This window comes from Enterobacter sp. Li2LvB3 (genome assembly GCF_056156645.1).
The window spans coordinates 196759-223097 of sequence record NZ_JBSICG010000004.1 but is presented as its reverse complement, the minus strand read 5'-3'; the positions used below and the strand labels follow the sequence as shown (position 1 = coordinate 223097).

At 53.9% G+C, this 26339-nt stretch carries 26 protein-coding genes and 1 other annotated feature; of the genes, 14 read left to right on the top strand and 12 right to left on the bottom strand.

Annotated elements, in window-relative coordinates; translation table 11 throughout:
- Nucleotides 1-100 precede the first annotated feature (100 nt).
- Genes pstC through phoU form a run of 4 tightly spaced genes read left to right on the top strand, consistent with a single transcriptional unit; the run spans nt 101 to nt 3523 of the window.
- Nucleotides 101-1060 (top strand): phosphate ABC transporter permease PstC, encoded by a 960-nt coding sequence (gene pstC, locus ACS603_RS05390; RefSeq protein ID WP_182063071.1) that lies wholly within the window; start codon nt 101-103, stop codon nt 1058-1060.
- A complete protein-coding gene (pstA, locus tag ACS603_RS05385) occupies nt 1060-1950 on the top strand; it encodes a phosphate ABC transporter permease PstA (protein WP_182063072.1) in 891 nt (296 codons plus the stop codon). Before pstC ends, pstA begins: the two co-directional genes overlap by 1 nt.
- Before the next feature lie 47 nt (nt 1951-1997).
- Complete coding sequence (pstB, locus tag ACS603_RS05380; RefSeq protein ID WP_010426574.1) at nt 1998-2771, top strand: phosphate ABC transporter ATP-binding protein PstB; 774 nt, start codon at nt 1998-2000, stop codon at nt 2769-2771.
- Nucleotides 2772-2797: 26 nt separating this feature from the next.
- Nucleotides 2798-3523 carry a phosphate signaling complex protein PhoU gene (gene phoU / locus ACS603_RS05375; RefSeq protein WP_008500182.1) on the top strand — a complete coding sequence of 242 codons (726 nt, stop codon included), beginning with the start codon at nt 2798-2800 and terminating at the stop codon, nt 3521-3523.
- 44 nt (nt 3524-3567) lie between these two features.
- On the opposite strand, the gene yieH is transcribed toward phoU, so the two are convergent.
- Entirely contained in the window at nt 3568-4233 is a 666-nt protein-coding gene (yieH, locus tag ACS603_RS05370; protein ID WP_182063073.1) for a 6-phosphogluconate phosphatase, read from the bottom strand.
- A gap of 166 nt (nt 4234-4399) precedes the next feature.
- Between yieH and adeP the strand changes: the two genes are divergently transcribed.
- Nucleotides 4400-5737: an adenine permease AdeP gene (gene adeP, locus ACS603_RS05365; protein WP_182063074.1), complete on the top strand. Its 1338-nt coding sequence runs from the start codon at nt 4400-4402 to the stop codon at nt 5735-5737.
- Between the two features lie 90 nt (nt 5738-5827).
- Here adeP and ACS603_RS05360 read toward each other — a convergent pair whose 3' ends face one another.
- The 9 genes from ACS603_RS05360 to rpmH form a co-directional block, all read right to left on the bottom strand.
- Complete coding sequence (locus tag ACS603_RS05360) at nt 5828-6394, bottom strand: NADPH-dependent FMN reductase (RefSeq protein WP_182063075.1); 567 nt, start codon at nt 6392-6394, stop codon at nt 5828-5830.
- Nucleotides 6395-6430: 36 nt separating this feature from the next.
- The gene (locus tag ACS603_RS05355) at nt 6431-7177 is read right to left on the bottom strand and encodes a 4'-phosphopantetheinyl transferase family protein (protein ID WP_182063076.1); all 747 of its coding nucleotides are present in this window, start codon (nt 7175-7177) and stop codon (nt 6431-6433) included.
- Nucleotides 7178-7318: 141 nt separating this feature from the next.
- The gene (gene yidZ / locus ACS603_RS05350; RefSeq protein ID WP_182063077.1) at nt 7319-8281 is read right to left on the bottom strand and encodes an HTH-type transcriptional regulator YidZ; all 963 of its coding nucleotides are present in this window, start codon (nt 8279-8281) and stop codon (nt 7319-7321) included.
- On the bottom strand, nt 8250-9425 hold the full coding sequence (locus tag ACS603_RS05345) for an MdtL family multidrug efflux MFS transporter (protein WP_474943891.1): 1176 nt from the start codon (nt 9423-9425) through the stop codon (nt 8250-8252). The genes yidZ and ACS603_RS05345 overlap by 32 nt, the downstream gene beginning before the upstream one ends.
- 111 nt (nt 9426-9536) lie before the next feature.
- On the bottom strand, nt 9537-10901 hold the full coding sequence (mnmE, locus tag ACS603_RS05340; protein ID WP_182063079.1) for a tRNA uridine-5-carboxymethylaminomethyl(34) synthesis GTPase MnmE: 1365 nt from the start codon (nt 10899-10901) through the stop codon (nt 9537-9539).
- A 74-nt stretch (nt 10902-10975) separates the two neighbouring features.
- Nucleotides 10976-12619, bottom strand: coding sequence for a membrane protein insertase YidC (yidC, locus tag ACS603_RS05335; protein ID WP_182063080.1), 1644 nt, complete (start codon nt 12617-12619; stop codon nt 10976-10978).
- Between the two features lie 2 nt (nt 12620-12621).
- The gene (gene yidD / locus ACS603_RS05330) at nt 12622-12879 is read right to left on the bottom strand and encodes a membrane protein insertion efficiency factor YidD (RefSeq protein ID WP_001307474.1); all 258 of its coding nucleotides are present in this window, start codon (nt 12877-12879) and stop codon (nt 12622-12624) included.
- Nucleotides 12843-13202, bottom strand: coding sequence for a ribonuclease P protein component (gene rnpA / locus ACS603_RS05325; protein ID WP_182063081.1), 360 nt, complete (start codon nt 13200-13202; stop codon nt 12843-12845). Before rnpA ends, yidD begins: the two co-directional genes overlap by 37 nt.
- 16 nt (nt 13203-13218) lie before the next feature.
- Nucleotides 13219-13359, bottom strand: a complete 141-nt coding sequence (rpmH, locus tag ACS603_RS05320) for a 50S ribosomal protein L34 (protein ID WP_000831330.1) — start codon at nt 13357-13359, stop codon at nt 13219-13221.
- A 605-nt stretch (nt 13360-13964) separates the two neighbouring features.
- Between rpmH and dnaA the strand changes: the two genes are divergently transcribed.
- From dnaA to gyrB, 4 genes are read left to right on the top strand one after another with little or no spacing between them, the layout of a single operon-like run.
- Complete coding sequence (dnaA, locus tag ACS603_RS05315; RefSeq protein WP_182063082.1) at nt 13965-15359, top strand: chromosomal replication initiator protein DnaA; 1395 nt, start codon at nt 13965-13967, stop codon at nt 15357-15359.
- Between the two features lie 4 nt (nt 15360-15363).
- Nucleotides 15364-16464, top strand: coding sequence for a DNA polymerase III subunit beta (gene dnaN, locus ACS603_RS05310; RefSeq protein ID WP_182063083.1), 1101 nt, complete (start codon nt 15364-15366; stop codon nt 16462-16464).
- Nucleotides 16464-17537 carry a DNA replication/repair protein RecF gene (gene recF, locus ACS603_RS05305; RefSeq protein WP_063431029.1) on the top strand — a complete coding sequence of 358 codons (1074 nt, stop codon included), beginning with the start codon at nt 16464-16466 and terminating at the stop codon, nt 17535-17537. The genes dnaN and recF overlap by 1 nt, the downstream gene beginning before the upstream one ends.
- A 28-nt stretch (nt 17538-17565) precedes the next feature.
- A complete protein-coding gene (gyrB, locus tag ACS603_RS05300) occupies nt 17566-19977 on the top strand; it encodes a DNA topoisomerase (ATP-hydrolyzing) subunit B (protein ID WP_474943890.1) in 2412 nt (803 codons plus the stop codon).
- 33 nt (nt 19978-20010) lie between these two features.
- Here the strand turns inward: gyrB and ACS603_RS05295 are convergent, their stop codons facing one another.
- The gene (locus ACS603_RS05295) at nt 20011-20946 is read right to left on the bottom strand and encodes a LysR family transcriptional regulator (RefSeq protein ID WP_315687396.1); all 936 of its coding nucleotides are present in this window, start codon (nt 20944-20946) and stop codon (nt 20011-20013) included.
- A 111-nt stretch (nt 20947-21057) separates the two neighbouring features.
- Here ACS603_RS05295 and ACS603_RS05290 point away from each other — a divergent pair, with 111 nt between their 5' ends.
- From ACS603_RS05290 to ACS603_RS05275, 4 genes are all read left to right on the top strand, one after another.
- Nucleotides 21058-22083, top strand: coding sequence for a zinc-dependent alcohol dehydrogenase family protein (locus ACS603_RS05290; protein WP_182063086.1), 1026 nt, complete (start codon nt 21058-21060; stop codon nt 22081-22083).
- A gap of 115 nt (nt 22084-22198) precedes the next feature.
- Entirely contained in the window at nt 22199-23011 is an 813-nt protein-coding gene (gene yidA / locus ACS603_RS05285; RefSeq protein ID WP_182063087.1) for a sugar-phosphatase, read from the top strand.
- A 75-nt stretch (nt 23012-23086) separates the two neighbouring features.
- On the top strand, nt 23087-23896 hold the full coding sequence (locus ACS603_RS05280) for a shikimate 5-dehydrogenase (RefSeq protein ID WP_182063088.1): 810 nt from the start codon (nt 23087-23089) through the stop codon (nt 23894-23896).
- A gap of 59 nt (nt 23897-23955) precedes the next feature.
- Nucleotides 23956-25179, top strand: a complete 1224-nt coding sequence (locus ACS603_RS05275; protein ID WP_474943889.1) for a YidR family protein — start codon at nt 23956-23958, stop codon at nt 25177-25179.
- Between the two features lie 2 nt (nt 25180-25181).
- Here the strand turns inward: ACS603_RS05275 and ACS603_RS05270 are convergent, their stop codons facing one another.
- A complete protein-coding gene (locus ACS603_RS05270) occupies nt 25182-25514 on the bottom strand; it encodes a YceK/YidQ family lipoprotein (protein ID WP_182063090.1) in 333 nt (110 codons plus the stop codon).
- A gap of 246 nt (nt 25515-25760) precedes the next feature.
- Nucleotides 25761-25834 (top strand) — a sequence feature (ROSE (Repression Of Heat Shock gene Expression) occurs in the 5'-region of heat shock genes and acts as an RNA thermometer to modulate expression.).
- On the opposite strand from ACS603_RS05270, the gene ibpA reads away from it, so the two are divergent.
- On the top strand, nt 25828-26238 hold the full coding sequence (gene ibpA, locus ACS603_RS05265) for a small heat shock chaperone IbpA (RefSeq protein ID WP_182063091.1): 411 nt from the start codon (nt 25828-25830) through the stop codon (nt 26236-26238). It overlaps the preceding feature by 7 nt.
- Nucleotides 26239-26339: the final 101 nt, after the last annotated feature.

Below are 26339 nucleotides of genomic sequence, written 5' to 3'. Positions count from 1 at the left end.
TGGCGCTTGCGCTAACCCGCCCTACGGTTCCAACTGTAGGCCGGATAAGCGCAAGCGCCATCCGGCAATTTCGTAAACGCGTTTAACAGAAGAGTGATTTATGGCTGCAACCAAGCCTGCATTTAACCCTCCGGGTAAAAAAGGTGACATGATTTTCAGCGCGCTGGTAAAACTGGCTGCGCTGATTGTGCTATTGCTGCTGGGCGGCATTATCGTGTCCCTGATTTTCTCATCCTGGCCGAGCATCCAGAAATTTGGATTCTCTTTCCTGTGGACGAAAGAGTGGGATGCACCGAACGACATCTACGGTGCGCTGGTGCCGATTTACGGCACGCTGGTGACCTCGTTCATTGCTCTGCTGATCGCTGTTCCGGTCAGTTTTGGTATTGCCCTGTTCCTGACGGAACTGGCGCCTAACTGGCTGAAGCGTCCGCTTGGTATCGCCATCGAACTGCTGGCGGCTATCCCGAGTATCGTGTACGGCATGTGGGGCCTGTTTATCTTTGCTCCGCTGTTTGCGAAATACTTCCAGGAGCCGGTGGGCAATGTCCTGTCCTCTATCCCGTTTGTGGGAGCGCTGTTCTCTGGCCCGGCATTCGGTATCGGTATTCTGGCTGCGGGTGTGATCCTCGCCATCATGATTATTCCGTACATTGCGGCCGTTATGCGCGATGTCTTCGAACAAACCCCGGTGATGATGAAAGAGTCGGCTTACGGCATCGGCTGCACCACCTGGGAAGTCATCTGGCGCATTGTTCTTCCGTTCACCAAAAATGGGGTGATCGGTGGTGTTATGTTGGGATTAGGTCGTGCACTGGGTGAAACCATGGCGGTGACCTTTATCATCGGTAATACCTACCAGCTCGACAGCGCATCGCTCTACATGCCAGGTAACAGCATTACATCAGCCCTGGCTAACGAATTTGCTGAGGCGGAATCCGGGCTGCACGTTGCTGCTCTGATGGAACTGGGTCTGATTCTGTTTGTTATCACCTTCATTGTTCTGGCGATTTCCAAGCTGATGATTATGCGTTTGGCTAAGAACGAGGGGGCACGTTAATGGCGACTCTCGAAATGCAAAGCACCGCTGAGCTGGCGGAATCCCGCCGCAAAATGCAGGCCAAGCGCCGAGTGAAAAACCGTATTGCGCTGACGCTCTCTATGGCGACGATGGCATTCGGTCTGTTCTGGCTGGTCTGGATCCTCTTCTCTACCGTTGTGCGCGGTATTGACGGTATGTCACTGGCGCTGTTTACCGAAATGACGCCACCACCGAACACCGCGGGTGGCGGCCTGGCGAACGCCCTGGCGGGCAGCGGCCTGTTGATCCTGTGGGCTACGGTCGTTGGGACACCGCTTGGCATTATGGCGGGGATCTACCTGGCAGAATATGGTCGTAAATCCTGGCTTGCAGAAGTGATTCGCTTCATTAACGACATTCTGCTCTCTGCACCTTCTATCGTGGTCGGCCTGTTCGTTTACACCATTGTGGTGGCGCAGATGGAACACTTCTCCGGCTGGGCTGGCGTTATTGCGCTGGCGCTGTTGCAGGTGCCCATCGTCATCCGTACCACCGAAAACATGCTGAAACTGGTGCCTGATAGCCTGCGTGAAGCGGCCTATGCACTGGGAACACCAAAATGGAAAATGATCTCCGCGATTACGCTGAAAGCGTCAATCTCCGGGATCATGACTGGCGTCCTGCTGGCCGTTGCCCGTATTGCGGGTGAAACGGCTCCGCTGCTGTTTACTTCGCTCTCCAACCAGTTCTGGAGTACGGACATGATGCAGCCTATCGCTAACCTGCCGGTCACCATCTTTAAATTTGCGATGAGCCCGTTCGCGGAGTGGCAGCAGCTGGCCTGGGCCGGGGTGCTGATCATTACCCTTTGCGTTCTGTTGCTGAACATTCTGGCGCGCGTCATTTTCGCGAAGAAGAAACACGGTTAATTTTTTACGGCGCGGCACATCGCGGCGTCGAATGAGGAAATGAGTCAATGAGTATGGTTGATACTGCCCCGGGTAAGATTCAGGTTCGTGATTTGAACTTCTACTACGGCAAATTCCATGCCCTGAAGAATATCAACCTGGATATCGCGAAGAACCAGGTCACGGCATTCATCGGTCCATCTGGCTGTGGTAAATCCACCCTGCTGCGTACCTTTAACAAGATGTATTCGCTCTATCCGGAACAGCGCGCAGAAGGCGAGATCATTCTGGATGGCGAAAACATTCTGACCCAGGCCCAGGATATTGCCCTGCTGCGTGCGAAAGTGGGCATGGTGTTCCAGAAGCCTACGCCGTTCCCGATGTCGATTTACGACAACATCGCCTTTGGCGTGCGTCTGTTTGAAAAGCTCTCCCGTGCTGATATGGACGAGCGCGTGCAGTGGGCTTTGACCAAGGCCGCATTATGGAACGAAACCAAAGATAAGTTGCACCAGAGCGGTTACTCTCTCTCCGGTGGTCAGCAGCAGCGTCTGTGCATTGCGCGTGGTATCGCCATTCGCCCTGAAGTGTTGCTGCTGGATGAGCCGTGTTCAGCCCTGGACCCGATCTCAACCGGGCGTATTGAAGAGCTGATCACCGAGCTGAAACAGGATTACACCGTGGTTATCGTGACCCACAACATGCAGCAGGCTGCGCGTTGTTCCGATCACACGGCGTTTATGTACCTGGGCGAGTTGATTGAGTTCAGCGATACGGACGCGCTGTTCACCAGGCCCGCGAAGAAACAAACCGAAGATTATATTACTGGCCGCTACGGTTGATTTGCCTTAGTGCATGTGGAGAAACCATGGACAACCTCAATCTTAATAAACACATTTCCGGCCAGTTCAACGCAGAGCTGGAAAGCATCCGCACTCAGGTGATGACCATGGGTGGCATGGTCGAGCAGCAGCTTTCTGATGCGATCACGGCGATGCACAACCAGGACAGCGAACTGGCGAAGCGCGTTATCGAAGGCGACAAAAACGTCAACATGATGGAAGTGGCGATCGACGAAGCCTGCGTACGTATTATCGCCAAGCGTCAGCCGACGGCGAGCGACCTGCGTCTGGTGATGGCTATCATCAAAACCATCGCCGAGCTGGAACGTATTGGTGACGTTGCGGATAAAATCTGCCGCACTGCGCTGGAGAAGTTCTCTCAGCAGCACCAGCCGCTGCTGGTGAGCCTGGAGTCGCTGGGGCGCCACACCGTGCAGATGCTGCATGACGTACTGGATGCCTTCGCGCGTATGGATCTGGACGAAGCGGTACGTATTTACCGTGAAGACAAGAAAGTCGACCAGGAATACGAAGGCATTGTGCGTCAGCTGATGACCTACATGATGGAAGATTCACGTACGATCCCAAGCGTACTGACCGCGCTGTTCTGCGCGCGCTCTATCGAGCGTATTGGCGACCGCTGCCAGAACATTTGCGAATACATCTTCTACTTCGTGAAGGGGCAGGATTTCCGTCACGTGGGCGGCGACGAGCTGGACAAGCTGCTGGCAGGTAAAGATCCGAAAGAGTGATGTTTGTGGCGGGTAGCGCTAACGCTTACCCGCCCTACATTCACTTAACGCGTAATATCCCACCCGCGCGCCTTCCACAGCTCTGGCAGTTGCGCCAGTTCGGTAAAGGTCGTCACTTTTGGATGATCGATCGGTTTGTTATGTGGGTCAGCGCAGAAGTAAAACACTTCCATTCCCGCATCGATCCCTGACTGCGCGCCAGCAGACGAGTCATCCACCAGAATGCAGTTTTCTACGTTGACGTTCATCGCCTTCGCCGCGTGGAACATCAGTGCCGGGTCTGGCTTCCAGCGCTGGATATCGTAGCCGCTAAACAGTTTTTCCGGGAAATGGTGCAACATCTCAAGCTTACCCAGCGAGTGCTGCATTTTGCTGACCGGACCATTGGATACCACGCAGATTGGCACTGTCATCGCATCCAGAAGCGCATTTGCTCCGGCAATGACCTCCAGCTCCGAGTCGAACAGGCGTGCGACCTCGGCGCGGTAAACAGGCTCCAGAGCGGCTTTTGCCAGCGCCACGCTATGCTCTTCATTAATGATGTCGATGATCTCGTACAGTTTCACGCCCTTAAAGCGTTTGAACACCTCTTCGAGATCGAGCGTAATGCCAAATTCCTGAAACATGGAGACATACGCACGGGAACAAATGACCTCACTGTCGACAAGCGTACCGTCGCAGTCGAAAAATACCGCCTCAATTCCGGACATGCCTTTCCCTTTTAACAAGTTTAACGTTTACGTGGTGCAGTTTTACGACACGCAATCGTTGCCGTATAAGCAAATTCAATGAAAAAAAGTACCCTATAACCGCCCTTATTGTCGCATTTTGGTATAGGATAGCGACGAATTTTCCCTCCTTGTTCGGAAATTGATGATGAGTCAACAACACACTACCCAGACATCTGGTCAGGGTCTGCTTGAGCGCGTGTTTAAACTGCGCGAGCACGGCACAACGGCACGCACCGAAGTGATCGCCGGTTTCACCACCTTCCTGACGATGGTTTATATCGTTTTTGTTAACCCACAAATTCTGGGCGTTGCTGGCATGGATACCAGTGCCGTCTTCGTAACCACCTGTCTTATCGCGGCCCTCGGCAGTATTCTGATGGGTGTATTCGCGAACCTGCCAGTTGCGCTGGCACCGGCAATGGGGCTGAATGCCTTCTTCGCGTTTGTTGTGGTTCAGGCGATGGGCCTGCCGTGGCAAGTGGGGATGGGTGCTATTTTCTGGGGCGCGATTGGCCTGCTGCTCCTGACCATTTTCCGCGTACGTTACTGGATGATTGCCAATATTCCTGTGAGCCTGCGTGTGGGTATCACCAGCGGTATTGGTCTGTTTATCGGGATGATGGGCCTGAAAAACGCCGGGGTTATCGTGGCCAACCCGGATACGCTGGTCAGCATCGGTCATCTGACATCGCACAACGTTCTGCTTGGCGTGCTGGGCTTCTTTATCATCGCGATTCTGGCGTCCCGTAACATTCATGCGGCGGTGCTGGTTTCCATCGTGGTGACAACGCTGCTGGGCTGGATGCTGGGTGATGTTCACTACACCGGCATCGTCTCTGCGCCACCGAGTGTTTCCACCGTGATTGGTCACGTTGATCTGGCGGGCTCCCTGAACCTGGGTCTGGCGGGCGTGATTTTCTCCTTCATGCTGGTAAACCTGTTCGACTCCTCCGGTACGCTGATCGGTGTGACCGACAAAGCAGGCCTGGCAGATGAGAAGGGCAAATTCCCGCGCATGAAGCAGGCGCTGTTCGTTGACAGTATTTCTTCCGTTGCGGGCTCCTTTATCGGCACCTCTTCTGTTACCGCTTACATTGAATCCTCTTCCGGGGTTTCTGTTGGTGGCCGTACTGGTCTGACAGCCGTAGTTGTCGGTATTCTGTTCCTGCTGGTGATTTTCCTTTCTCCGCTGGCGGGGATGGTGCCACCGTATGCGGCTGCAGGTGCGCTGATTTATGTGGGCGTGCTGATGACATCCAGCCTGTCACGCGTGAAGTGGGATGATTTAACCGAAGCGGTTCCCGCGTTTATTACTGCAGTAATGATGCCGTTCAGCTTCTCGATTACCGAAGGTATCGCGCTGGGCTTTATCTCTTACTGTGTGATGAAGCTCGGTACCGGTCGTTTCCGCGACCTCAGCCCATGCGTCATCGTTGTGGCGCTGCTGTTTGTGCTGAAGATTGTGTTCATCGACGCCAAATAAACAGCAAGCCCATTTCGAAGAAAAGGGCTTTAGTGTTTGCACCCTCTCCCGTGGGAGAGGGCTGGGGTGAGGGCATCAGGCCTCTCCAGTCTACGCTTTCACCCGCTTAATATAATCACCAAACGCCGTCAGCTGACCTGCCAGATGATCCCGCGTGCTTTGATCAACCACTTCACCCGTCTGCGCGTCGACCTTGTTCTGAATCACACCGCCCATAAATTCCGGCTTGTTCATCACCATTGCATCCAGGAATACCAGAATCTGGCGCAGATGATACTGGCAGCGCGCGCCGCCAATGGCACCCATAGAGCTGGTCTGAATCAACACGGGCTTACCTGACAGCGGCTGCTGGGGTAAACGGGATAACCAGTCAATCGCGTTCTTCAGGCCGCCTGGCACAGAATAGTTATACTCTGGCGTAACGATAACGACGCCGTCAGCCTGGCGAATCTGCTCTGCCAGCGCTTCGACGCTCTGTGGAAAACCGTCTTCCTGCTGAACATCGGCATCGTACAGTGGGATATCACCAATAGACGGCAGCGCTGAAACGTCCATTCCTGCCGGAGCCAGCTGTGGAAGAGAACGGGCAACCATCCCGTTAAATGAACCTTTGCGCAGGCTTCCCAGTAACGTAACAACTTTCAACGTATCAGACATGATTACTCCTTTTTCATCATGATGGCCCTGGATGGGTCAGTTAAGGGTAAGAGCTTTTTCTGCCGGTAAACTGGTTAATCTCATTAAACGTGCGGCAGGCTCATTAGCGCGCGCCGGGACATCAGGAAGACTATGCCACCCGCGTCCACTGTCAAATTCCCAAATTTTGAGGCGTTCAATGGCCGGTGTAACGGCAATTGACCAAATCAGAACATCTTCCGCATCACTGAGCGCTTCAACCAGTGCCGCTTTTGAGGCTCGCAGCCGGCCTGAGCCGGGTAACAACTGAAGCAGCCGGGCATCATCAGAGGCGCAGCCTGATAATTTACGAATACTCTGGCGCAGCGTGATGAGCTGAGCCTTTGCTTCACTGGGATCGTTCTGGTTACGGATCCACAGTTTTTCGTTGCTTGAGAGCGGATACTCATCAAGCGTATTCACCCCCAGGAAGCTGTTGGTTGCTCGCTGGAGTTCCATATCCAGCCCGCAGTCGCCTTCGGTTGTGAGGGCAACGCCAATAATGTTGCCCGTGTAAGAGATAGAAAAGCGGGGAAGTTCCGGGTCAGCAAAGACCGGGCGACCTTCTGGCTGGGTGATGATATCTGGCAGCTCGCTGGTGCCGTACAGCATAAACATCAGTTCAGCGAGCAAGGCTCTTGAGGCTAAAAAGCGCGTCCGTCGATGTTCGGGAAGTTTGAGTGCCTCAGTGTGACATGCTGAAGAAATTCTGGCCGATACGAGGCGTCCTTCTGTGAGAGTCCCTCTTGCAAAGTGCGTTGCCATTTTTCGCTCCTTGATAATGGTCGTATTCGGTTAAACGGTTACATCATTATCGCTTAACTTCTCTTCTGTTTTAATCAGTAAATGGGAGTAAGAGAAGCCTGAGGACTGAACTTTACATTTTCTTAGGCAAAAATTGGATCGCTAGCTCAGTGGGGAGCCATACAGTGCCTTGATCGTCTCTCTGAGCCAGAGGATTTTCGGGTTGTGGCTGTTACGTTTATGCCAGATAAGCGTGAAGGGCACGGTCAGCTTTTCTGCCAGTGCATCATCAACGGGAATGGGGAGTGTAATCAGCTTACGCTGGTGGAGTTGATTGTAGTGATGGCAGTAGTACGGAGCGGTGGCAATATAGTTATGCCCCGGCTGCGCTGCCATAAACATCGACTGCTCGAACCCGGGCAGGCTCATGGCGATATTCCGCTCGCGGCCCATCTCTCTTAGCACTTCATCGAGTGCCCAGGTATCGCTACGTTCCCAGTAAACACTGATATGCGGGTAGCGCAGGAAGGTGTCGAGATCCCACTTTTCCTGAAGCGCCGGGTGATCTTCCCGCAGATAAACACAAGGACGGTCGCTGAACAGAATTTCATAGTCGATAAACCACGGCATCAGCTTGAGCAGTTCGCGGGAGCGCGGGTGCGTTTCGCGTCCGGTAAAACCGAGATCAACCTCTCCGCGCGTAATCGCGTCCAGCGAATCATAATCCCACTGCCGCATCTTTACCGTGGCCTGTGGATAGCGTTGATTCACCTGCTCCAGCAGGGTATTGAAGCGGATCAGCATCAGCGGCGTTTCCGCCGCCATTTCGAATTTCAGGCCGCCAGGAGAGTCATGGTGGAATTTATCGAGGATCTGATTGCCAATCTGCATCCAGTCGGCTAGATCTTGCTCAAGACTCACAGTCAGCGGCGTAGGCAGCAGCCCCAGCGGGGTTTTCACAAACAGCGGGTCCTCAAACCAGTCACGCAATTTCGCCAGCGATTTACTCACTGCCGACGGCGTAACGTTCATCCGCTTTGCGGCTTTGGTTACGCTGCGTTCCTGCAACAGAAGTTGCAGGGTTAACAACAGGTTAAGATCCAGGCTGCTGATGGGCTTCTTCATAATATGCGGCGGTCTGTATCACCATAAGTAAAAGAATGCACAGTATGCTACAGCCAATCAGTATCCCGATCAGCATATTCAGCGCGTTAAGACCAAGAACGGCCGCCAGCCAAATCCACAATGAAGAACCGCAGACCTGGGCAATACCCAGTACCGAGCTTGCTACGCCTGCGCGCAGTGAGAATGGGCCAAGTGCCTGGCTCATTGCCACACCAAAACCAACGGAGAATCCGGCGCAGATTAGGGTAATGCCTGCCAGCATAAAGGCGTGTGTGTTTGTCGTGGCCAGAATCACGCCCGCCGCCAGGAACAGCACCTGAGAGGTGAGCATCAGCGTGCGCTGACGGAAAACATTCAGGGCGAAAGGTGTTGAGAACGAAACGGCCATGCTGACCAACGCCGTTGCTGCCATCACTGTAGAATATTCCCCGCGATCAAATCCCATCGTCTCCATCAGCAGTACCGGGGAAACGTTTACATAGGTCAGGATCACCGCCACGCTCAGGGTCGTGATGAGCAAACGGCTGATGAAAAAGCGATTCAGGAGCTTTTCCGCCGGGTTAATCGTCGCGTTATGCCCTGCATTCTGCGCGCCTGGATGCGTTTCTTTAAGCACCACGGCAGACAGAATAAAGACCAGCCCGCCCATCGCCGCCATTGTCCAGAACAGGCTCTGCCACGGGAACTTGAGCATAATCAGATAGCCCACAACGGGTGCCAGCACGGGAATAATGCAGGTGATGCCGTTCAGCATTGAAAGCACTTTGGCGCGTCGCTGGGCATTTAAGGTATCGCGCAGAATGGCAAAGGCCACCACGTAGCAGCCGCCAGCGCCAATACCCTGAATAAAGCGCCCGGCCAGGAACAGGCTACTGTCCTGAGCCATTGAACACAGAACAGAAGCCAGCGCAAAAATCACTGCACCGGTAATGGCTACAGGCTGCCGGCCCGCTTTGTCCGCAATTTTTCCGGCAAATACCATCGATGACGCCATCCCTGCGAGATAGGCCGAAAACGCAATATGCAGCTGTGCTTCGCTGGCGCCCAGATCGCGGGCGATGTGCGGTAAACCCACCAGATACATATCAATACCTGACGGATAAAGCAGAACCAGCGCAAAACTACAAAACAGAAAACGAGCCATAGATCCCCCATAGATGCAGGCAAGAAGAATAGGGGGAGAAAGGGGAAGAAGCGAGTTGCCATTTGGACAATGGTGATTTCCTGGGAGGAAATCACCCTGTATTTACGAACGTTACTTACCAATACAGAAACTGGAGAAAATCCGTCCCAGCAAATCATCCGAGGTGAACTCCCCGGTGATCTCGCTCAGATTCTGCTGCGCCAGACGCAGCTCTTCCGCCAGCAGTTCACCTGCCCAGGCACCGATCAGCTGTGCTTTACCCTGAACAAGATGGTTTGCCGCCTCTTCCAGCGCCTGCAGATGACGACGGCGCGCCAGGAAGCCGCCTTCCATGCTGGTGTCGAAGCCCATACTCTGTTTGAGATGGTTACGCAGGTCGTCCACGCCTTCACCAGTACGGGCCGACAGGCGGATCAGTGAGTGACCATTCACATCGCTGATGCCCAGCGTTTCGCCAGTCACATCCGCTTTGTTACGCACCACGGTGATGGGCAGTTTGGCTGGCAGACGGGCGATAAAGTCCGGCCAGATGTCCGCCGGGTCAACGGCAGCAGTGGTGGTGCCATCCACCATAAACAGGACGCGATCGGCTTGCTCGATTTCCTGCCAGGCGCGTTCAATACCGATACGTTCCACTTCATCACTCGCATCGCGTAACCCGGCGGTATCGATGATGTGCAGTGGCATCCCGTCGATATGAATATGCTCGCGCAGTACGTCACGCGTTGTCCCGGCAATATCGGTCACGATCGCCGCTTCACGTCCCGCCAGGGCATTCAACAGGCTCGATTTCCCGGCGTTAGGGCGACCAGCGATAACAACCTTCATCCCTTCACGCAGCAGGCTCCCCTGGCGTGCTTCGGCGCGTACTGCGTCGAGGTCGGCCATCACGCTGTTAAGCTGCGCTTCGATTTTGCCATCAGAAAGGAAATCGATCTCTTCGTCAGGGAAGTCGATAGCTGCTTCGACGTAGATCCTGAGGTGAGTAAGTGCTTCCACAAGGTGGTTCACGCGTGCGGAAAATGCGCCCTGAAGCGAGTTAAGAGCAGAGCGTGCAGCTTGTTCGGAGCTGGCGTCGATCAGGTCGGCAATCGCCTCGGCTTGTGCCAGATCGAGTTTGTCGTTCAGGAACGCACGTTCGGAAAACTCACCCGGTTTTGCGATACGCAGGCCAGGCAGGGTCAGAATACGTTTTAACAGCAAATCGAGGATAACCGGGCCACCGTGACCCTGTAGTTCCAGCACGTCTTCACCGGTAAAGGAGTTCGGACCGGGGAACCACAGCGCAATACCCTGGTCCAGCGCAGTACCGTCGGCATCTTTAAATGGCAGATAGTCGGCATAGCGTGGTTTTGGCAGTTTGCCCAGCACGGCTTCGGCAACCTCGCGTGCCTTGAGGCCGGAGATGCGCAAAATACCTACACCACCGCGTCCCGGTGGGGTTGCCTGGGCGACGATAGTGTCGTTATGGCTCATGGTTTGTCTCTACTGTGTTGCAATAAAAAAAGGCGGTCAATCGACCGCCCTTATTTTAGCGTTAAGTTACCTGATCAGGACTTTTTCTTTTCGCGGCTATGCAGGCCACGTTTTTCCAGACCACGGTAAATCAGCTGCTGCTGAATAATGGTTACCAGGTTGCTGACGATATAGTACAGCACCAGACCTGACGGGAACCACAGGAAGAACACGGTGAAGATGACCGGCATAAAGGTCATGATCTTCTGCTGCATCGGGTCGGTCACAGTGGTAGGCGACATCTTCTGAATGAAGAACATCGTGATACCCATCAGGATCGGCAGGATGTAGTACGGGTCCTGTGCAGACAAGTCATGGATCCACAGTGCGAACGGCGCGTGGCGCAGTTCAACGGAGCCCATCAGCATGTAGTACAGCGCAAGGAAGATTGGCATTTGTATCACAAGCGGGAAGCAACCACCCAGTGGGTTCACTTTCTCTGCTTTGTACAGGGCCATCATTTCCTGGCTTTGACGCTGTTTATCATCGCCCAGACGCTCACGCATCGCCGCAATCTTCGGCTGCAACATGCGCATCTTCGCCATGGAGGTGTACTGCGCTTTAGTCAGCGGGTACATGATGCCACGAACGATAAAGGTGATAACGATGATGGAGAAGCCCCAGTTACCCAGGAAGCTGTGGATGAACTTCAGCAGCTTAAACAGCGGCTGAGAGATGAACCACAACCAACCGTAATCTACGGTCAGATCCAGGTGCGGCGCGACAGCGGCCATTTTGTCCTGGATTTCCGGGCCGACCCACAGGGTGCTACCCAGGTTAGCCGTTTGACCCGGCTGAACCAGAACTGGCTCGGATTTGTAGCCGATAGCAGCAATGCCATTGCCCAGGTTTGCGGTGTAGAAGTTGTTCGTACCTTCGTTGCGCGGAACCCATGCAGTCGCAAAATACTGTTGCAGCATCGCAACCCAACCGCCTTTAGCGCTAACGTTCAGGTTTTCGTTATCGGCGATGGTGTCGAATTTGTATTTCTCGTACTTCGCATCAGGCGTGGAGTATGCCGCGCCACGGAAGGTATGCAGCGCAAAGTTGCTGCTTCCAGTATCGCGATGCGTAGGCAGATTGATGGACTGCTTCAGCTGGCCAAAGGTTGCGAGTTCCAGTGGTTTTGCACCGGTGTTCTGCACGCTATAGCCCACGTTCACTGAATATTCACCGCGTTTCAGGGTGAAAGATTTGGTGAAGGTGTTGCCCGCAGCATCAGTGTAAGTCAACGGGATCACGAGTTCGTTTTGGCCATCAGCCAGAACAAACGCATCTTTATCGACGTTATACAGCGGACGCGGACCGTTCGCCGGGTTATCTGGGCCGTCACGACCGGTCAGGCCGCTCTGAGCCTGGTAGATAAACTGAGGCGTGGTTTCAAGTAACTGGAACGGTTCGTTAGATTTCAGTTCTTTTGGGTAGGTTAACAGCAGCGCCTGCTCAACATCACCACCACGGGTGTTGATAGTCAGCTCAAGCACATCGGTCTTAACCGTGATCTGTTTCCCCTGGCCACTGGCCGGCACGCCCTGGTCGGCGGCGCTACCCGCTGCTGTGGTCGTTGTCTGCGTGACCTGCTGTTGTGGTTGAGGATTTTTATCCTGCTCCCACGCCTGCCAGATCATGAAAGACACGAACAACAAAGCGATGATAAGAAGATTGCGTTGCGAATCCATCGTTAGTGTTCTCTGGTATCAAATGGCCCTGGGGGGACGGGATCGTCTCCACCTGGGTGTAAAGGGTGGCATTTTAATACGCGTTTCACCGTCAACCAACTGCCTTTTATCACACCAAACCTGCGCAATGCCTCAATTCCGTAGCTTGAGCATGTTGGTGTGAAACGACAGTGCGGCCCGAGTAGCGGACTAATCAGGCGCTGATAGACCCTAATGAGGGCTATCAGGACCCGTGAGCCAGGCGACAGTGGCGGCGCCATAATTTTTCCAACGCTTCCGAGAGAGCACGGTTATCGAGGTCGGCAACCCCTTTTTTTGCCACCACCACGAAATCCATAGACGGGAGTTCATGTTGACGTAAACGGAAGCTCTCACGCGTCAGACGTTTAATCCGATTGCGTTCGTGCGCACGCTTAACGTTTTTCTTGGCGACAGTTAGACCGATGCGGGGATGCCCCAGCGAATTTTGGCGGCCGAGGATGGTGATTTGCGGCGTGCCAGCCCGTTGTGGCTGCTGGAAGACGAAAGTGAATTGAGTGGGAGTTAACAAACGTAACTCCCTGGGAAATGCTAGCTTAACCACTCAGGGGTTAGCTTTATTACTTGGAAACGGTCAGACGAGCGCGGCCTTTAGCACGACGACGTGCCAGAACCTGACGACCATTTTTAGTAGCCATACGAGCACGGAAGCCGTGAGAACGGTTGCGCTTCAGTACAGACGGTTGAAAAGTGCGTTTCATGGCGATTTCTACCTAAACTTGAATAAATTCACTGACTTTTGCGTTTACCCGAACGAGTTTCGAACGACTAACGCCTCAGCGTGGGTGATTAAAGAGGCCGGATTGTAATAATTGTACACTCCGGAGTCAATTCTCTTTCCTTAATTCCCGCGTATTTTCGCACGTTTTCGCGTGGAAAATGAACAGCGTTCAACGCGGGGAAGCCGAGCTTTACGCGACGGGTGGGGGATTATACGACCTCCCCGGTAAAGCGCAAGGATCGTCCAGGATCTTCGTTAGATCATTTAAGCAAAAAATTGTCTGTACTCATTAATTTTTCCAATATGCGGGCTAAATCGTGGGGCACTCCCGTCAGGATCGATTACACTTACCCGGTTTCGGATCTTCCTGTGGATAAATCGGGAAGAATCTGTGAGAAACAGAAGATCTCTGGCTCAGTTTAGGCTATGATCCGCGGTCCTGATCGCGATCCCAGGATCCTGGTCAGGATAAAATTGCAGATAGCAATTCGCACATCACCCTTTTGTGCACAGGGTCTTGTCGATGTGTGCCAACAATCATGAATATTCAATAGTTTTCTTTATATTGTTCGAGTGGAGTCCGCCGTGTCACTTTCGCTTTGGCAGCAGTGTCTTGCCCGATTGCAGGATGAGTTACCAGCCACAGAATTCAGTATGTGGATCCGCCCATTGCAGGCGGAACTGAGCGATAACACGCTGGCTTTGTATGCGCCAAACCGTTTTGTGCTCGATTGGGTAAGGGACAAATACCTCAATAACATCAATGGACTGTTAAATGATTTCTGCGGATCAGATGCTCCGCAGCTGCGCTTTGAAGTGGGAACTAAGCCAGTCACGCAAACCGTTCGTGAAACCGTGAATGTGGCGGTACCAGCCCAGGCTGTACCTGCACCGGCTCCTCGTGTCGCGCCTGCTCGTCAGGGTTGGGATAACGTTCCTGCACCGGCAGAGCCAACCTACCGTTCCAACGTCAATGTTAAGCATACGTTCGATAACTTCGTTGAAGGTAAATCGAACCAGCTGGCGCGTGCAGCGGCTCGCCAGGTTGCTGATAACCCAGGCGGCGCGTATAACCCGTTGTTCCTTTATGGTGGCACTGGCCTGGGTAAAACCCACCTTTTGCACGCTGTCGGCAACGGCATCATGGCGCGCAAACCGAATGCGAAAGTAGTGTATATGCACTCCGAACGCTTCGTTCAGGACATGGTTAAGGCCCTCCAGAACAATGCGATCGAAGAGTTTAAACGCTACTATCGTTCCGTTGACGCACTGCTTATCGATGACATTCAGTTCTTCGCTAATAAAGAACGTTCACAGGAAGAGTTTTTCCACACCTTTAATGCACTGCTGGAAGGTAATCAGCAGATCATTTTGACCTCGGATCGCTATCCAAAAGAGATCAACGGTGTTGAAGATCGCCTGAAATCCCGTTTCGGCTGGGGCCTTACCGTGGCGATCGAGCCACCGGAGCTGGAAACCCGCGTTGCGATCCTGATGAAAAAAGCCGATGAGAACGATATTCGCCTGCCGGGTGAAGTGGCGTTCTTCATTGCCAAGCGTCTGCGTTCCAACGTACGTGAGCTGGAAGGGGCACTGAACCGCGTTATCGCCAATGCCAACTTTACTGGCCGCGCGATCACTATCGATTTCGTGCGTGAAGCGCTGCGCGATTTGCTGGCATTGCAGGAAAAATTAGTCACCATCGACAATATTCAAAAGACGGTGGCTGAGTACTACAAAATTAAAGTGGCAGATTTGCTGTCTAAACGTCGTTCCCGCTCGGTGGCGCGTCCGCGTCAGATGGCGATGGCTCTGGCAAAAGAGTTAACCAACCACAGTCTGCCGGAGATCGGCGATGCGTTTGGTGGCCGTGACCATACGACCGTGCTGCACGCTTGTCGTAAGATTGAGCAGTTACGCGAAGAAAGCCACGACATAAAAGAAGATTTTTCCAATTTAATCAGAACATTATCATCGTGACGCTATGAAATTTACCGTTGAACGTGAACATTTATTAAAACCGCTGCAACAGGTGAGTGGCCCATTAGGTGGCCGCCCTACGCTGCCTATTCTTGGAAACCTGCTGCTTCAGGTTGCAGATGGTACGCTGTCGCTGACCGGCACAGACCTGGAAATGGAAATGATCGCGCGTGTTACGCTGTCTCAGCCGCATGAAGCGGGCGCGACCACTGTTCCGGCACGTAAATTCTTTGATATCTGCCGTGGGTTGCCGGAAGGCGCAGAAATCGCTGTACAGCTGGAAGGCGACCGTATGCTGGTGCGCTCTGGCCGCAGCCGTTTTTCGCTCTCTACGCTGCCCGCCGCAGACTTCCCGAACCTGGACGACTGGCAAAGTGAAGTTGAATTCACCCTGCCGCAGGCGACGATGAAGCGTCTGATTGAAGCGACCCAGTTTTCGATGGCGCATCAGGATGTGCGTTACTACTTAAACGGCATGTTGTTCGAAACCGAAGGTGAAGAACTGCGTACCGTGGCAACCGACGGTCACCGCCTGGCGGTGTGCTCGATGCCAATTGGCGATTCCTTGCCAAACCATTCGGTGATCGTGCCGCGTAAAGGCGTGATTGAGCTGATGCGTATGCTCGACGGCGGCGAAACCCCGCTGCGCGTGCAGATTGGCAGCAACAATATTCGTGCCCATGTCGGCGATTTCGTCTTCACATCCAAACTGGTTGACGGTCGTTTCCCTGATTATCGCCGCGTATTGCCGAAAAACCCGGACAAAACGCTGGAAGCAGGATGCGATATCCTCAAGCAGGCCTTTGCCCGTGCGGCCATTCTCTCTAACGAGAAATTCCGTGGCGTGCGCCTGTATGTGAGCGAAAACCAAATCAAAATCACCGCGAACAACCCGGAACAGGAAGAAGCAGAAGAGATTCTGGATGTCACCTACGCCGGGACCGAGATGGAAATCGGCTTTAACGTTAGCTATGTGCTGGATGTACTGAATGCACTGAAATGCGAGAATGTGCGCATTCTGCTGACCGACTCCGTTTCGAGCGTACAGATTGAAGATGCCGCATCACAGTCGGCTGCTTATGTTGTCATGCCAATGAGACTGTAATGTCGCTCACCCGTCTGTTGATCCGCGACTTTCGCAATATTGAAAGCGCGGATCTCGCTTTATCCCCTGGCTTTAACTTCCTGGTCGGTGCGAACGGCAGCGGCAAAACCAGCGTGCTGGAAGCCATCTATACGCTCGGCCACGGTCGGGCGTTTCGCAGTTTGCAAATCGGTCGCGTTATTCGCCATGAACAAGAATCCTTTGTTCTGCACGGGCGTCTGCAGGGTGCAGAGCGGGAAACCGCTATCGGCCTGACCAAAGACAAACAGGGTGACAGCAAGGTTCGCATCGACGGGACCGACGGCCATAAAGTGGCCGAGCTGGCGCTGCTGATGCCTATGCAGCTGATTACGCCGGAGGGGTTTACTTTACTCAACGGCGGCCCCAAATACAGAAGAGCGTTCCTTGACTGGGGATGCTTTCACAACGAAGCCGGTTTCTTTAATGCCTGGAGCAACCTGAAGCGTCTGCTCAAGCAGCGTAACGCCGCGCTGCGCCAGGTCACACGTTATGCGCAGCTGCGCCCGTGGGATATGGAATTGATCCCGCTGGCGGAACAAATTAGCCGCTGGCGTGCCGAATACAGCGCAGGTATCGCCGAAGATATGGCGGACACCTGCAAACAGTTTTTACCTGAGTTTTCTCTCACCTTCTCTTTCCAGCGCGGCTGGGAGAAAGAGACGGACTATGCAGAAGTACTAGAGAGAAATTTCGAGCGCGACCGCATGTTGACCTACACCGCACATGGCCCTCACAAGGCGGATTTCCGCATTCGTGCAGACGGTGCACCGGTCGAAGATACCTTGTCGCGCGGGCAGCTCAAGCTCCTGATGTGCGCGCTACGTCTGGCGCAGGGGGAGTTTTTAACCCGTGAAAGCGGGCGGCGCTGCCTGTATCTGATAGATGATTTTGCCTCGGAACTTGATGACGCGCGGCGCGGGCTGCTTGCCAGCCGCTTAAAAGCCACGCAGTCTCAGGTTTTCGTCAGCGCTATTAGTGCTGAACACGTTATGGACATGTCGGACGAAAATTCGAAGATGTTTACCGTGGAAAAGGGTAAAATAACGGATTAACCCAAGATTAAATGAGCGAGAAACGTTGATGTCGAATTCTTATGACTCCTCCAGTATCAAAGTCCTGAAAGGGCTGGATGCGGTGCGTAAGCGCCCGGGTATGTATATCGGCGATACGGATGACGGCACCGGTCTGCACCACATGGTATTCGAGGTTGTGGATAACGCTATCGACGAAGCGCTCGCGGGTCACTGTAAAGACATCGTGGTGACGATCCATGCGGACAACTCCGTATCCGTCACCGATGATGGTCGTGGCATTCCTACCGGTATTCACCCGGAAGAGGGCGTATCTGCCGCGGAAGTTATCATGACCGTCCTGCACGCAGGCGGTAAGTTTGATGATAACTCCTATAAAGTTTCCGGCGGCCTGCACGGCGTAGGCGTTTCAGTGGTTAACGCCCTGTCGCAGAAACTGGAGCTGGTTATCCAGCGTGAAGGCAAAATTCACCGCCAGATTTATACGCACGGCGTGCCACAGGCACCGCTGGCAGTCACTGGCGACACGGATAAAACCGGTACGATGGTGCGTTTCTGGCCAAGCCACGAAACCTTCAGCAATGTGACTGAATTTGAATATGACATTCTGGCGAAACGCCTGCGTGAACTGTCGTTCCTGAACTCCGGTGTGTCTATTCGTCTGAAAGACAAGCGTGACGGTAAAGAAGACCACTTCCACTACGAAGGCGGTATCAAGGCGTTCGTTGAGTATCTGAACAAGAACAAAACGCCAATTCACCCGAACATCTTCTACTTCTCCACCGAAAAAGACGGTATTGGCGTAGAAGTGGCGCTGCAGTGGAACGACGGTTTCCAGGAAAATATCTACTGCTTCACCAACAACATTCCACAGCGTGACGGTGGTACCCACCTTGTTGGCTTCCGTACGGCGATGACCCGTACCCTGAACGCCTACATGGATAAAGAAGGCTACAGCAAAAAAGCGAAAGTCAGCGCCACCGGTGACGATGCCCGTGAAGGTCTGATTGCTGTTGTCTCTGTGAAGGTACCGGATCCGAAGTTCTCCTCTCAGACCAAAGACAAGCTGGTTTCTTCTGAGGTGAAATCGGCGGTAGAACAGCAGATGAACGAACTGCTGAGCGAATACCTGCTGGAAAACCCGTCAGACGCGAAAATCGTGGTCGGCAAAATTATCGATGCGGCACGTGCCCGTGAAGCGGCGCGTAAAGCCCGTGAAATGACCCGTCGTAAAGGCGCGCTGGACTTAGCAGGCCTGCCGGGCAAACTGGCTGACTGCCAGGAACGCGACCCGGCACTGTCTGAACTGTACCTTGTGGAAGGGGACTCCGCGGGCGGTTCTGCGAAGCAGGGTCGTAACCGTAAGAACCAGGCGATTCTGCCGTTGAAGGGTAAGATCCTTAACGTAGAAAAAGCGCGTTTCGACAAAATGCTCTCTTCTCAGGAAGTGGCGACGCTGATTACCGCGCTGGGCTGCGGCATCGGTCGTGACGAGTACAACCCGGACAAACTGCGCTATCACAGCATCATCATCATGACCGATGCGGACGTCGACGGCTCGCACATCCGTACGCTGCTGTTGACCTTCTTCTATCGTCAGATGCCGGAAATCGTTGAACGTGGCCACGTCTACATTGCACAGCCACCGCTGTACAAAGTGAAGAAAGGCAAACAGGAACAGTACATCAAAGACGACGAAGCGATGGATCAGTACCAAATCGCGATCGCCCTTGATGGCGCAACGCTACACGCGAACTCCAGCGCACCAGCACTGGCGGGTGAGCCGCTGGAACGTCTGGTTTCTGAGTTCAACGCCGCGCAGAAAATGATTACGCGTATGGAACGTCGTTACCCGAAAACGCTGCTGAAAGAGCTGGTGTATCAGCCAACCCTGGCCGAAGCGGATCTGAGCAACGAACAGACCGTCACCCGCTGGGTGAACACCCTGGTGAGCGAGCTGAACGAGAAAGAGCAGCACGGTAGCCAGTGGAAATGCGATGTTCAGCAGAATGCCGATCAGCAGTTCGAGCCGGTGATTCGCGTGCGTACCCACGGCGTTGATACTGACTACCCGCTGGAGCACGAGTTTATTACCGGTCCGGAATACCGCCGCATCTGTACGCTTGGCGAGAAGCTGCGTGGTCTGATCGAAGACGATGCGTTCATCGAACGTGGCGAACGCCGTCAGCCGGTTGCCAGCTTCGAGCAGGCGCTGGACTGGCTGGTGAAAGAGTCCCGTCGTGGCCTCGCAATCCAGCGTTATAAAGGTCTGGGCGAAATGAACCCTGATCAGCTGTGGGAAACCACCATGGATCCTGAAAGCCGCCGCATGTTGCGAGTGACAGTGAAGGACGCCATTGCTGCTGACCAGCTGTTCACCACCCTGATGGGCGATGCGGTTGAACCACGCCGTGCCTTTATCGAAGAGAACGCCCTGAAAGCGGCGAATATCGATATTTAATCGTCGTCAGATCGCAAAACGCAGGCCGCGCTTTTAGCGCGGCTTTTTTATGGCCTCAGGAAGGTCCAGTGACATTACTGCTGGCAAACGGCTCACTAGCGTGTCGATGGCAATGCGTACCCTCAGCGGCAAATGCGGTGTCTGCTGCCAAACTGCATGAACGTCGAAGCGTACATCTGGCGCCTGCTTCAGGAGCGGGACGAGTTTGCCTTGATGAATCTCTTTGATGGCCATCCAGCAGGGTAACCACGCAATGCCGTGTCCCGCCAGCGCAGCGTCGCAGATCGCCTGTAAGTCATCCATATTGAGTGATGAACGGGGAGTAAAGGTGTGCGAGTGACCTACGTTATCCATCAGTTGCCAGGGTAGCACTCTGCCTGCCCGCAGATAGTTGATGGCCGCATGATGGGGTAAATCAGCCACAGTTTCTGGCTGACCGCTTTTCTGCAGATAATCCGGCGCGGCACACAGCACCATGCGGTGCTCCCCTAGCCTTCTGGCGACCAGAACACTGCTGTCCTGCAGCGTGCCGTTACGCACCGCCATATCAAACCCTTCCTCGACGAGATCCACCACGCGGTCGCTGAATGACATTTCAAGCTCAAGGCCGGGGTGTTCCTGCGCCAGTTCTATCAGTAGCGGAGCGACACACTGGCGACCAAACAGCACCGGCATGGCAACGCGCAGGCGGCCGCAGACCTGCTGTTTTCCTGTTTCCAGCAGGGATTCTGCGCCCCGAATCTCCTCCAGCGCGCGCAAGCAGCGTTCGTAAAAAAGGGCACCATTATCGGTCAGGCTCTGGCTGCGGGTGGTGCGTTGAAAAAGACGGACCCCCAGCCGCGCTTCAAGGCGGGCGATGCTTTTTCCTACCGCCGAGCGTGATAAATGCAGACGAATAGCGGCCTGAGCAAAGCTTCCCGCCTCAACGGCGGCGACAAAAACGGGGATGTCTTTCAGCGTATCGGACATGGATTGTATCCATTATGGCGTCAATAAATGGAAAAATTATCGCCACTGGAGACTATTAGTCAACGTTAGACTGTCAGTACAGAAGCTCATTTTGATGACAGGAGTAATACGATGAAAGAGACAATGCAGCGCTGGTCAATGAACGCTCTCGGGCGCGAGAGCCTCAAACTCATTCAGGAACCTGTTCCACAGCCCGGCCCGGGCGAAGTGCGCGTACGGGTGAATGCCGTTGCGCTCAACTATCGCGACAAAATGGTCATTGAAGGCACGATGCCGATTCCGCTTTCCTTCCCGTTTACGCCGGCGTCTGACATGGCGGGCGTGGTGGATAGCGTGGGTGAAGGCGTCACGCGTTTCAAAGCCGGTGCTCGCGTCATCTCCACCTTCTTCCCTGAGTGGATTGACGGTAAGCCAAAAGCCGATGCACGCACCTTGCCCTATAAAACGCTTGGGGGTTACTTTCAGGGGATGCTGGCCGAATACGTGATTATGAATGAAAACTGGCTGGTGGCGGCCCCGCAAACCCTGGATGATGCACAAGCCAGCACGTTGCCCTGTGCAGGGCTGACCGCATGGTTCGCGCTGGTGGAGCGCGGGAATTTACGCGCCGGGCAATCGGTGCTGGTGCAGGGCACGGGCGGCGTGGCGATATTCGCTTTGCAGATTGCAAAAGTGCTGGGTGCGGAGGTTTTTGTCACCTCGGGAAGCGATGAAAAACTGGCCCAGGCGAAAAAGCTGGGAGCCGATCACGGGTTAAACCGGCTCAAAGGTGATTGGGTTGAAGGGATTTACGTACAGTCTGGCGATCGCGGAATCGACCATATTATTGAAACCGTTGGCGGGGAGAATCTAAAACATTCTCTGCGAGCCGTTGCGGTCCACGGCCGAATTTCGGTGATTGGCGTTCTGGCTGGCACGGAAATCTCATTGCCTGCCAGCGAACTGCTGCTGAAATCACCGGTGATTCAGGGGATTGGCGTCGGACACCGCCGCGCGCTGGAAGATTTCGTCCGCGCCGTGGATGTGACCGGCCTGAAACCTGTGATCGAACACCGCTACCGCTTCGACCAGCTTGAACAGGCGCTCGAACATCTGGATCGCGGCGCGTTTGGTAAAATCGTCCTCACCCGCGAGTGAGTCTGCGATCCCCGGGATTTGCGTAAAAGGGGGGTTTTGGTTGCGCAATGTAGCCCTATTTTTGTGGGCTTAATCGAGTTAGCATGAGTCAAGACTCATTCAAACCGGGGATCTCATGGCCATCAAACTCATTGCAATCGATATGGACGGCACCCTGCTGCTGCCAGACCACACTATCTCTCCAGCCGTTAAAAACGCAATCGCCGCAGCGCGTGCAAAGGGCGTTAATGTGGTACTGACCACTGGCCGTCCGTATGCCGGTGTTCACAGCTACCTGAAAGAGCTGCATATGAATCAACCGGGTGATTATTGCATCACGTACAATGGTGCTCTGGTGCAAAAAGCCGCTGACGGCAGCGCGGTGGCGCAAACCGCGCTGAACTATGACGATTACCTGTTCCTGGAAAAGCTCTCCCGTGATGTGGGTTCCCATTTCCACGCGCTCGATCGCAATACGCTCTATACCGCAAACCGCGATATCAGTTACTACACCGTGCATGAATCCTTTGTCGCTACCATTCCGCTGGTGTTCTGCGAAGCAGAGAAGATGGATCCGAACACCCAGTTCCTGAAAGTGATGATGATTGACGAACCCGAAATCCTGGACAAAGCCATTGCGCGTATTCCGGCAGATGTAAAAGAGAAGTACACCGTGCTTAAAAGTGCGCCGTACTTCCTCGAAATCCTCGATAAACGCGTCAATAAAGGCACGGGCGTGAAATCACTCGCCGACGCCCTGGGTATTAAACCTGAAGAGATCATGGCGCTGGGCGATCAGGAAAATGACATCGCAATGATTGAGTACGCCGGTATGGGGGTCGCGATGGATAACGCGATCCCGTCGGTGAAAGAAGTGGCCAACTTTGTTACTAAATCCAACCTGGAAGACGGCGTTGCCTGGGCAATCGAGAAATTTGTCCTCAATTAAGATGTGATGCGTAATTTCTCTGTGATGCCTTAACGGTGTCACAGGGCTTGTGATGGAAATGAACAGGAGGCGGTGATGTTAAATAAAGACACACAACTATGCATTTCTCTATCAGGAAGACCCAGTAACATTGGCACGCGTTTTCATAACTATCTGTATCAAAAACTCGACCTCGATTTTATCTACAAAGCTTTCAGCACAACGGATATCGAACACGCGGTAAAAGGCGTGAAAGCGCTGGGCATTCGCGGTTGTTCTGTCTCGATGCCATTCAAAGAAACCTGCATTCCGTTTATTGATACCCTGTCCGATTCCGTACTGGCGATTGATTCAGTGAATACCATCGTCAACGATAAGGGGCATCTGACAGCCTACAACACGGACTACATTGCGGTTAAAAACCTCATTCAGGATAATTTTAACGATACGCAAATGTCGGTCTTCGTGAAGGGCAGCGGCGGGATGGCGAAAGCGGTTGTTGCTGCATTTCGCGATAGCGGGTTTACCCGTGTCACCATTGTGGCGCGCAATCAGCAGCAGGGGCAGGCGCTCGCCGAAAAATATGGCTATCAGTGGCGTCAGGATGCGACGGGGCGGCAGGCTGATATCCTCGTTAATGTCACCCCGATCGGCATGAGCGGCGGTGTGGAAGAAAATAGCCTGGCCTTTGAAAAAGAGGCGGTGAATGCGGCACGCTGGGTGTTTGATGTGGTTGCTTTTCCTTCCGAGACACCGCTTATCCGGCTGGCGAAACAGCTTGGAAAACCGGTCGTGACCGGGGCTGAAGTGATTGCCTTACAGGCGCTCGAGCAGTTTGCGCTCTATACCGGCGTCCGCCCGGATGAGCAGCTTATGCGTGAGGCGTCGGCTTTCTCTCGCCTGTGATGGTCTTCGCGCTGAGTTAAGCGGTACTATGTCGCCTGGTCCTTTGCCCGGATAACGACATGAAACAAATCACCTTCGCTTCGCGCCATCATCAACTGACAAATACCAACACCTGGACGCCTGACAGCAGCTGGCTTGCCTACGATGTGCGTCCTTCTGGTGCCTCTTTTACCGGTGAAACCATTGAGCGAGTGAACGTTAACTCGGGTGATGTTGATGTTATTTATCGTGCCACCCACGGCGCGCATGTCGGAGTGGTGACCGTTCATCCCGCTGAAGATAAGTATGTTTTTATCCACGGCCCGGAAAACCCGGATGCCGGTTGGCACTATGATTTCCACCATCGTCAGGGCGTGATTGCCTACCGCGGGCAGGTAAGTCACCTCGACGCAATGGACATTACTGCGCCCTATACCGCAGGGGCACTGCGTGGCGGCAGCCATGTCCACGTCTTTAGCCCGGACGGGCAGTGCGTGAGCTTTACCTACAACGACCATGTCCTGCACGAGCGCGATCCAAAACTCGATTTACGCAATGTGGGAGTGGCCGTACCCTATGGCCCGGTATCGCCGCCGGGTGCTCACCCGCGTGAATATGCCGGTACGTTCTGGAGCGTGCTGGTGAGTCGCACCACGCACACGCCGGAGCCGGGAAGCGATGAAATCAATCGTGCCTATGAAGAGGGCTGGGTCGGTAACGACAGGCTGGCGTTTATTGGCGATACCGTGTCGGTTCACGGCGATAAAGTTCCGGAACTGTTTATCGTCGATTTACCGAAGAACGAGCAGGGCTGGAAACGTGCGGGAGATACACCATTACAGGGAACACCGGAGAGCATGCCAGCGCCGCCTGCGGGCGTGGCGCAGCGCCGTTTAACCTTTACCCATCAAAAGGCGTTCCCGGGGCTGGTGAATGTTCCTCGTCACTGGGTGCGCAGCAATCCGCAAGCAACGCAAATCGCGTTCCTGATGCGCGACGATAACGGCATTGTGCAACTCTGGCTTATCGCACCTGAAGGCGGTGAGCCGCGACAGTTAACCCATAACGAGAGCGATATTCAGTCGGCGTTTAACTGGCACCCATCCGGGAACATGCTTGGATTTGTACTCGAAAACCGGATAGCCCGGTGTGATGCGGCCACAGGAGAGGTGACGTTTTTGACGTCCGATCACGGCAACCCGCCGTCCGGGGACGCCATCGTGTTTTCACCGGATGGGGATCTGGTTGCCTGGATGGAAGAGACAGCCGGTTTCCGTCAGATTTGGGTCACGGAAACCGCGTAATGTCAGTGTGAGGGCATCGCCGCAGGCGGGATAACGGAGTTTGTCGCCAGGTTTTCCTGCTCGCTTTTCTCGACGCGCGAACGCACTGAGTTGTCGGTACGCAACATATCCCACGGTAGCAGGAGCGTATCGGCGACTGCCGTCAGCGGCATATCCAGTATCACCAGGGATTTGGTGCCCCAGTTAGTGTCGTCATCCGTGATCATCGCGGCGCTCGCACGAGTGCCCGGGTATGTTCCTTCTTTACCGCCAGTGTGAGACATCACGCTCGAACACCCGCAAAGTAATACCACTCCGCTGAACGTTGTCAGCTTAATCAGAACATTTTTCATCATCTGTAATCATCGTTAATGGCACGGCTCAAACCTGCAATGGGGTTTATAACGGGCCATGTTCGAAATGAATAGTCGAAAAGCGCCGCTCTGTGGCGGCCATCGCAATTTAACCCTTTGTGCTGTAGTCCCAGTCTATGCAAGTACCAGCAAAGTGCAAAAAAATCTCACGGTCTGTGGCTTGAAATCCCCTTTTACAGACCCATTTTAAGTATGTACCCCGATAACACATACGCCTGATGGGTATTTGGGGGGTACAGCAGCCTGTCCATGGTGGAAGGCTAAAAATTCTCGCTGATTTCAGGAGCTTTTATTTATGCGTAACTTCGATCTTTCCCCGTTATACCGTTCTGCCATTGGTTTTGACCGCCTGTTTAATCATTTAGAAAATAATCAAAGCCAGAGCAACGGCTACCCTCCTTACAATGTTGAGCTGGTGGATGAAAACCACTACCGCATCGCCATTGCCGTCGCCGGTTTTGCAGAGAACGAACTGGAGATCACCGCCCAGGATAACCTGCTGCTGGTGAAAGGTTCACATGCGGCGGAGCAGAAAGAACGTACCTACCTTTACCAGGGCATCGCCGAGCGCAACTTTGAACGCAAGTTCCAGTTAGCCGAGAACATTCATGTTAAAGGCGCGAACCTGGTCAACGGCCTGCTGTTTGTCGAACTGGAACGCATCATTCCAGAAGAGAAAAAACCGCGGCGTATCGAAATTAACTAATTTAGCGGGTCGCGTTCGCGGCCCAAACCGAATTGCTTGCCGTACCGGGAGCATATGCGAATCCATAAGGATTTGCAGGAACAACTGCGCACAAAATTAAA

What these genes read in the sequence shown, in the direction of transcription:
- pstC (WP_182063071.1), top strand. Translation starts at nt 101, where the DNA reads ATGGCTGCAACCAAGCCTGCATTTAACCCTCCGGGTAAAAAAGGTGAC.
- pstA (WP_182063072.1), top strand. Translation starts at nt 1,060, where the DNA reads ATGGCGACTCTCGAAATGCAAAGCACCGCTGAGCTGGCGGAATCCCGC.
- pstB (WP_010426574.1), top strand. Translation starts at nt 1,998, where the DNA reads ATGAGTATGGTTGATACTGCCCCGGGTAAGATTCAGGTTCGTGATTTG.
- phoU (WP_008500182.1), top strand. Translation starts at nt 2,798, where the DNA reads ATGGACAACCTCAATCTTAATAAACACATTTCCGGCCAGTTCAACGCA.
- yieH (WP_182063073.1), bottom strand. Translation starts at nt 4,233, where the DNA reads ATGTCCGGAATTGAGGCGGTATTTTTCGACTGCGACGGTACGCTTGTC.
- adeP (WP_182063074.1), top strand. Translation starts at nt 4,400, where the DNA reads ATGAGTCAACAACACACTACCCAGACATCTGGTCAGGGTCTGCTTGAG.
- ACS603_RS05360 (WP_182063075.1), bottom strand. Translation starts at nt 6,394, where the DNA reads ATGTCTGATACGTTGAAAGTTGTTACGTTACTGGGAAGCCTGCGCAAA.
- ACS603_RS05355 (WP_182063076.1), bottom strand. Translation starts at nt 7,177, where the DNA reads ATGGCAACGCACTTTGCAAGAGGGACTCTCACAGAAGGACGCCTCGTA.
- yidZ (WP_182063077.1), bottom strand. Translation starts at nt 8,281, where the DNA reads ATGAAGAAGCCCATCAGCAGCCTGGATCTTAACCTGTTGTTAACCCTG.
- ACS603_RS05345 (WP_474943891.1), bottom strand. Translation starts at nt 9,425, where the DNA reads ATGGCTCGTTTTCTGTTTTGTAGTTTTGCGCTGGTTCTGCTTTATCCG.
- mnmE (WP_182063079.1), bottom strand. Translation starts at nt 10,901, where the DNA reads ATGAGCCATAACGACACTATCGTCGCCCAGGCAACCCCACCGGGACGC.
- yidC (WP_182063080.1), bottom strand. Translation starts at nt 12,619, where the DNA reads ATGGATTCGCAACGCAATCTTCTTATCATCGCTTTGTTGTTCGTGTCT.
- yidD (WP_001307474.1), bottom strand. Translation starts at nt 12,879, where the DNA reads ATGGCGCCGCCACTGTCGCCTGGCTCACGGGTCCTGATAGCCCTCATT.
- rpmH (WP_000831330.1), bottom strand. Translation starts at nt 13,359, where the DNA reads ATGAAACGCACTTTTCAACCGTCTGTACTGAAGCGCAACCGTTCTCAC.
- dnaN (WP_182063083.1), top strand. Translation starts at nt 15,364, where the DNA reads ATGAAATTTACCGTTGAACGTGAACATTTATTAAAACCGCTGCAACAG.
- recF (WP_063431029.1), top strand. Translation starts at nt 16,464, where the DNA reads ATGTCGCTCACCCGTCTGTTGATCCGCGACTTTCGCAATATTGAAAGC.
- gyrB (WP_474943890.1), top strand. Translation starts at nt 17,566, where the DNA reads ATGTCGAATTCTTATGACTCCTCCAGTATCAAAGTCCTGAAAGGGCTG.
- ACS603_RS05295 (WP_315687396.1), bottom strand. Translation starts at nt 20,946, where the DNA reads ATGTCCGATACGCTGAAAGACATCCCCGTTTTTGTCGCCGCCGTTGAG.
- ACS603_RS05290 (WP_182063086.1), top strand. Translation starts at nt 21,058, where the DNA reads ATGAAAGAGACAATGCAGCGCTGGTCAATGAACGCTCTCGGGCGCGAG.
- yidA (WP_182063087.1), top strand. Translation starts at nt 22,199, where the DNA reads ATGGCCATCAAACTCATTGCAATCGATATGGACGGCACCCTGCTGCTG.
- ACS603_RS05280 (WP_182063088.1), top strand. Translation starts at nt 23,087, where the DNA reads ATGTTAAATAAAGACACACAACTATGCATTTCTCTATCAGGAAGACCC.
- ACS603_RS05275 (WP_474943889.1), top strand. Translation starts at nt 23,956, where the DNA reads ATGAAACAAATCACCTTCGCTTCGCGCCATCATCAACTGACAAATACC.
- ACS603_RS05270 (WP_182063090.1), bottom strand. Translation starts at nt 25,514, where the DNA reads ATGATGAAAAATGTTCTGATTAAGCTGACAACGTTCAGCGGAGTGGTA.
- ibpA (WP_182063091.1), top strand. Translation starts at nt 25,828, where the DNA reads ATGCGTAACTTCGATCTTTCCCCGTTATACCGTTCTGCCATTGGTTTT.